The sequence below is a fragment of the Streptomyces griseoruber genome (assembly GCF_001514205.1).
In the GTDB taxonomy this organism is placed as follows: domain Bacteria; phylum Actinomycetota; class Actinomycetes; order Streptomycetales; family Streptomycetaceae; genus Streptomyces; species Streptomyces griseoruber.
Genome location: NZ_KQ948784.1, coordinates 25,711 through 31,710 on the forward strand (window position 1 = coordinate 25,711; position 6,000 = coordinate 31,710).

At 70.4% G+C, this 6,000-nt stretch carries 4 protein-coding genes; 1 reads left to right on the forward strand and 3 read right to left on the reverse strand.

Features of this window, described 5'->3' with window-relative positions; translation table 11 throughout:
• Positions 1-403 precede the first annotated feature (403 nt).
• The 3 genes from AQJ64_RS39655 to AQJ64_RS39665 form a co-directional block, all read right to left on the reverse strand.
• On the reverse strand, positions 404-1,459 hold the full coding sequence (locus AQJ64_RS39655) for a sensor histidine kinase (RefSeq protein ID WP_055638899.1): 1,056 nt from the start codon (positions 1,457-1,459) through the stop codon (positions 404-406).
• 594 nt (positions 1,460-2,053) lie between these two features.
• Positions 2,054-3,535: a sensor histidine kinase gene (locus tag AQJ64_RS39660; protein WP_055638900.1), complete on the reverse strand. Its 1,482-nt coding sequence runs from the start codon at positions 3,533-3,535 to the stop codon at positions 2,054-2,056.
• A gap of 2 nt (positions 3,536-3,537) precedes the next feature.
• Entirely contained in the window at positions 3,538-4,248 is a 711-nt protein-coding gene (locus AQJ64_RS39665) for a response regulator transcription factor (RefSeq protein ID WP_276206752.1), read from the reverse strand.
• Positions 4,249-4,448: 200 nt separating this feature from the next.
• On the opposite strand from AQJ64_RS39665, the gene AQJ64_RS39670 reads away from it, so the two are divergent.
• On the forward strand, positions 4,449-5,768 hold the full coding sequence (locus tag AQJ64_RS39670) for a helix-turn-helix domain-containing protein (protein WP_059203430.1): 1,320 nt from the start codon (positions 4,449-4,451) through the stop codon (positions 5,766-5,768).
• The last annotated feature ends 232 nt before the right edge of the window (positions 5,769-6,000 follow it).

Below are 6,000 nucleotides of genomic sequence, written 5' to 3' on the forward strand. Positions count from 1 at the left end.
TTCTCGGTTCACGGTCGGTGCGCACACAACGCTCTGGATTGTAGCCGATACACCCTGTCGATTTGTATGTCGTGTGAAGGACGCAGTGACCGGAATGCTCCGGTGGGCGCCGTGACGGCGCCCGGGAATGACCAGAAGTACCTGCCGAGGTGTGTATTGCGTCCGGTTGATCCAATTCGCGTCGATCTGGAGCGGGTGTGAATGGATCGGGACTAGTGAATCACCTGGAATTAAAGTAAATAGCGTGGGTAGCGGCCCCGCGGGATTGCGTGTACGGCATTTCCTGGGCGCGACCGGTCTCCCTCGGGGTTCTTTCTCCTCGCACGCGACGCCTTCTCGGCCCGCGCCGGCCCCGGTCGGGCCGCCGGAAATCCGGCGGTGCAGTCGGGTGACTCGGGCCGGCTCAGGCGGGCAGCCGGATGCGGAACCACGCCCCCCGGCGATCGGGTTCCAGGGACACCGTTCCGCCGTGCGCGGTGACGATGGCGGCCACCACGCTCAGCCCCAGACCGTTCCCGCCGCCCACGCTCGCGACCGGCGCGTGCGTCGCCGCCTGCCCGCCGTGGACGAACCGCTCGAAGGCCGAGTGGCGCAGCTCGACCGGGATTCCGGGCCCGTCGTCGCTCACCTCGATGACCCGGAACCCGTCCTCGGTGCCCAGGCCCAGAGCGGTGCGCGTGCCACCGGGCGTGTGATGCCGCACGTTCGCCAGCAGGTTGGCGACCGCCTGGTAGAGACGGTCCCGGTCGCCGGTGACCGCGTGGGTGCCCGGCAGGATCGTGAGCCGGATGGGATGGTGCGGGGAACAGGCCTGGGCGTCGGCCACCGCTTCCCGGCACAGCTGCGCGAGGTTGACCGGCTCGCTGCGCAGTGGCTGGCCGAGGTCCAGCCTGGCGAGGAGCATCAACTCGTCCAGGAGCGCGGACATGCGGCGGGTCTCGTCGGTCATACGGGCCATGACCAGGTCGAACTTCTCCAGATCGGCCAGTCCGCCCAGCCGGGCCAACTGGACATAGCCGGAGATGGCGGTGAGCGGAGTGCGTAACTCGTGGCAGGCCGTCGCCACGAACGCCATCACGCGCTGCTCGGACTTGCGCCGCTGGTCGCGCTCCCTGCGCAGTTGTGCGCCGAGCCCGATCGCCGTCAGCAGCGGCAGGAGAAGCAACGCCAGCTTGAGCATCGCCCGTGTACCGGGGCCGGACACGGACGCCTTCGGTCCCGTGATCCCCATGCTGAGTTCACCGCCGCGCATCACGGCCACCCGTTCGCGTCCGTCACCCGTGGCGGACGGATGGAGGGCCGTCGTGTATGTCGCGGTCGGCCTGACCGGCGGTGGCGGCCCTCCGTCGTGGGTCGGCCCGGCGGACAGGGCGAAGAGGACGACCACGAGAGACAGGGCCCCGACCGCCGCACGACCGTGCGGGGTCCACGCCGGGTTCAGGGGGCGAGGCACCGACACCGCGGTCTCCTCGTTGGTTCGTCGAAGATAAACCTCACCGCCCGATCAGGGTGCCCTGCGCCAACACGACGAAAACAAGCCTTGCTTGGCGGCACGATACCCAAGGGCCCTCTCTGGTCGGCAAGTGTCCGCGTGACGAGGTTGTTACAACGCGCTATCGGCGTCGACAGGATGGTAATGCCAGGTGAGAAGGGGCGGAGCGGGACAAGGGGGGCGATGTGCCGCCGAGTCGGAGTGCTGCCGCCCCGGGGGCCGCACGGGGAGCTCCGTCGGCGGCAAGGCCGGACGTGGCGGCCGCGCCGCCGGCCGCCGGCACCGCGGTCGCCGTGGGAAAAGAACTGATCAAGGGCCGTCGTACGGCCGCGGAGCACCCCCGCACGCGGCCCTCGTCCGTCGGGCTCCGCCCCGCGGACGGGGCGCGTGGAGCAGGTGCGGGGGTGACGGACTCCCGCCCCGTGAATGTAGGTGAATCCCTGGTTTTCGCCGAGGTGCGTGTCACCGGTGGGGCACCTGTGCCGCGCGGCACGGGGTCGGTGCGGTCTGCGCCGAGCGGTGCGCCGTCGATACGGCCTGTGCCTGAGCCATGAGTGCGGCTCAGGGCAGCGCCCTCGATGACGCGGGGTCGATGCGGCGCCCTCCGGCGGTGGGCAGGCTGACGCGGAACCACGCGCCCCGCTCGGAGGGTTCGAGACCGATCGAACCGCCGTGAGCGGTGACCACCGCGGCCGCCACGCTCAGCCCCAGTCCACGTCCCGAGCATCGAGGCCGGTCCGGATCCGTCGGAGAGGAGCTCGACGCGCGGAAGAACGGCTCGAAGATCCGGTCCCGCACGGTCTCCTCGACCCCTGGGCCGTCGTCGATGACATCGATGACATGGCGGTCGCCGTCCAGCCCCAGCCGGACCTGGGCCGAGGTCTCCTCGGGGGTGTGGGCCAGCACATTGGAGAGCAGGTTGTCGAGCGCCTGCTCCAGCTTCGGCCGGTCGCCCTCCACCCAGTGGGGGAAGGACTCCACCACGCAGCGCAGCGTGCGCGGAGTGTCGGGACTCTGGGCCCGGTTCACCGCCTGGAGGCAGAGCTGAGCCAGGTCCACCGGACGCTGTTCGAGCATGCCGCCGTGGCCCAGCCGGGCCAGCAGCAGCATGTCCTCGACCAGGCTGATCAGACGCCGGGTCTCCTTCTGGACCTGCTCCATGGCCTCGTCCAGTCGGCGCGGGTCGTCCAGCGCCCGGATCAGGGCCAGTTGCGTGTACCCGGTGATGGTGGTGAGGGGGGTACGCAGTTCATGACTGGCGGCGTCGACGAGTTCGCACAGCCGGTGCTCCTCCTGCCGGCGGCGCAGGGCGGCCTCCTCGATGCGCCGCAGCAGGTAGTTGTACGTGTCGGCGGTACTCCGCAGCTCCTTCAGCGGCTGCGTCGCGACCGGGACGCGCTCCGAGGGATCCTCACTGCCTTCGGCGATCCGACGGGCGTCGCGCGACATCTCGCGCATGGAGACGAAGGCCCGCCGACTGCTCCACGCGGCACCCAGTGCCAGCACGACCATCAGGGGAACACTGGTGGCGGTCGCGATGCCCACCAGGGTCCGCACGGTCGCCTCGTCCGAGGCGGTCGACCGGGCGGTCACCAGGTAGTCGCCGTCCGGCAGACGGTCCACGACGGCCCGCGCCGCTCGGCCCGGCACCGGCAGGGGATGTTCGATCCCGTCCCGCTCGCGCAACAGCGCCGCCGAGTGCGGAAGACTGCCGAGGAGGGGCATGGCCCCGGTCGACAGGCGCACGACACCGCGGTCGTCGGTCACGACGGACGCGCATGCGTCCCGTGCCGGGTACCAACTCCACCCGGCACGCAGTGCCTCCATCCGGAAGCGGTGACTCTGGACGATCTGCTGGTCGGTGCGTTCCCGCAGGCGGTGCGACAGGGTGTACACGCAGCAGACGTCGGCACCGAGCACACCGATCGCGGCGATGACGAGGAAACCCCAGGCGAGCCTGCGGGCCAAGGACTTGGGGGCCGGACGGACCCGGGCCCCCCGGTCCTTCCGGCGGTTCCGGGCGGCGGGCGTGGCGGTGGACATCCTCAGCCCTCCGTGAGGTGTCCGGGAGGGGCCGAGCGCACCAGATAGCCCGCCCCGCGCACGGTGTGGATCAGGGTCTGGTCGGTGTCGCCCAGTTTCCGGCGCAGATAGTAGATGTAGGTCTCGACGATTCCGGACTCACCCCGGAAGTCGTAGCTCCAGACGTTGTCGAGCATCTGCGCCTTGGAGATCACCTGGTCGGCGTTCTCCAGGAGATAACGGAGTAACGCGAATTCCGTCGACGACAGCTGCACGGGCTCGCCGTGCCGCCAGACCTCACGTGTGTCCTGGTTCAGTTCCACCCAACCGGCGCGCAGCCTGCGGCCGTTGGCCGGAGTCAGCTCACGGCCGCGGCGCATGACGGCCCGGATCCGGGCCACCACCTCGTTGAGGTCGAACGGCTTGGTGACGTAGTCGTCGGCGAGTTCGAGTCCCCGGACCTTGTCCTCCACCGCGTCCCGGGCGGTCACGAACAGGACGGGAGCGTTGACGCCCGCGCTCCGGAGCCCGCGGCACACGTCGAATCCGTCCATGTCGGGCAGGACGACATCGAGCAGAACGACGTCGGGGGAACGGCTGGTCGCCAGGGTCAGCGCTTCGCTTCCCCGGGCGGCGGTGACCACCTCGAATCCGAGGAACTGCAACGCCATGGTGAGCATGGAGGCGATGCTGGACTCGTCCTCCACGACGAGCACGGTCGTTTTCGAGGACATGTCGCTCTGGATCATCGTGTGCGCACCATGAAGTCGGTAAGAACCCATTGCTGTCGAGATCGGTCCGCGGAATCGAGGAAGACGGGATCAGTGCTGTCGTTGTCATGATGGCACAGGGATGATCCGTCGGATCGTATTCCGATCGTGCTCTGAGCGGACTTTGATGTATCTCTGAAGTTCGTGGACTTTCCTGTCCTGACATGACCACACACGCCGGGGCGATACCCGACCTTCACCCGCTCTTCGCGTCGGAGGGGATCGAGGATGTCGACGAAGTGCGCCGCAGAGTCCGGTGGGAGATCTTCTCGGCTCTGACCGAGGTGGTGTCCGGCCAGGGCGACTGGAGCTGGCAGAGTGCGGCTCGCATCCGCGCGGAGGGCCGGGCGTGGGCGCGACGCGGCCGCTCCCTGGACGAACTGCTCGCGATGGTGGGCGGCATGACCCGCCACCTCATCAACCGGTGCACGGTCGGAGCCCATGACCAGGACGCTCTGACACACGAGGTGATGGTGCTGCGGCTCGGCGACGCCGGCCGGTTGGTGGGCCGCGAGCTGAACTGCGGCTTCTTCGAGGTGGGGATCGGTGGTGAGGGCGATACGGAGCCTTCCCGCCAGGTCCCCGCGCAGCGCACCCGGGAGGCTCCCGGCGAGGCCCGCGCGGTGCTGGCCGTGCGTGCTCTGTCCTGCACGATCGCCGACATCGACCGGGTCTTCCGAGGTCTCGCCGCGGCGGTGGTGCCGACGTCCGAGGAAGGAGCCCACGTCCTGCTGCCGGCGGCCGGCCAGGAAGAGGCCGTCTCCCTCGCCCGCGAAGCCCACAAGGACCTTACCGGCGACGTCTGGATCGCGGTCCACTGGCAGGACCCCGGCCCCGGCACGGCGAGCGGACGGACCGCGCCGGAGGGGGGCGGAGTGTCGGTCGCCGACGGCATCTGCGCCACGCTCCTCGCCCTCGAGTGTCCGCCCGGGGTGTACGGGCTCGACGACGTCCTGGTGGAGTACGGCGCGACGGAGACCCCGGCCGTTTCCGAGCGGCTTCTCAAAATGGTCGAGCCGCTGAACGAGCACCCCGTCCTCTGGGACACCCTGACCGCGCTCATCGCCGCCGACGGTGTCCGCCACCGTGCCTGTGAGCGCCTGGGCGTGCACCGCAACACGCTGGACCGCCGTCTGCAGCGGATCGGCCTGCTCACCGGCCAGCGCCTCGACGGACTGCGCGGCCTGTGCACACTGCGCGCGGCCCTCGCCGTCGTCGCGGTCACCCGGCTCCAGCGCACCGTGGGCCTGACCTGGTCCGAACCGACGGCGACGACGCGCGCGCGGGCCCTGGAGGACATTCCTGACGTCAGCGACCACGGAGCCGTCCCGGACGGCCCGCCCCCTCACGCCGCAGGCGCGACCCGCCCGCGCATCCCGGCCCCGCACCGCTTGTCCCCCCAACCGCTGTTGCCCACGGAGGCCCACCCGCTACGAGCCCGCCATGGCTCCGCCCCGGTGACCACGGCCTGCGCTCCCACCTGAGCGGACAGCGCACCGCCATGGCCGACCGAGGACGAACCCGGCGATTCGGCCCGGATGAGCGGCGCCTGACCGACACGGTCCGCTCTCCCGCGCCGGACCGGCCCGACGTCCACCCGTGCGCGGGGGCTCCACCGGCCGCACGAAGCCTGACCACGGCTCCCTTCCCTGCCCACCCGCACCAGAGCCACACCGGCACCCCACACCCCCCCACACCCCCACACCCCCACACCCC